The organism is Microbacterium sp. UBA7513 (assembly GCF_002478345.1).
Classification (GTDB): domain Bacteria; phylum Actinomycetota; class Actinomycetes; order Actinomycetales; family Microbacteriaceae; genus Microbacterium.
In genome coordinates this window covers 1-326 of sequence record NZ_DLNJ01000016.1, presented here as the reverse complement: position 1 = coordinate 326, position 326 = coordinate 1, and the positions used below count along the sequence as shown (strand labels likewise).

Annotated in this window: 1 pseudogene; it reads right to left on the bottom strand. The window is 69.0% G+C overall.

From position 1 onward, the window contains the following. A pseudogene (locus tag B2W79_RS08425) lies at positions 1-239 on the bottom strand (porphobilinogen synthase); the annotation flags it as partial. Between the last annotated feature and the right edge of the window lie 87 nt (positions 240-326).

The window sequence follows — 326 nt, the reverse complement described above, 5'->3', positions numbered from 1 at the left end:
CCGAACAGCATGACGCCGCCCACTCCGACCTCGGCGGCCTCGACAGCGGCCGCCCGCAGCGAGTCGATCGAGTGCTGAGCGACACCGGGCATCGATCCGATGGGGACTTGTTCGCTGAGGCCCTCGCGGACGAAGAGCGGGAGCACGAGCTGACGCGGCTCGAGGGAGGTCTCGCGCACGAGGTCGCGAACAGCGCGCGACTGGCGCAGTCGGCGCAGACGAATGTCGGGGAAGCTCACGGCGCGAACTCGTCTGCCGCGTGCGGAAGGGTGAATTGCGACACGGCATCGATCAGCGCGTCGATGGTCTGCCGATCGGCGACCACC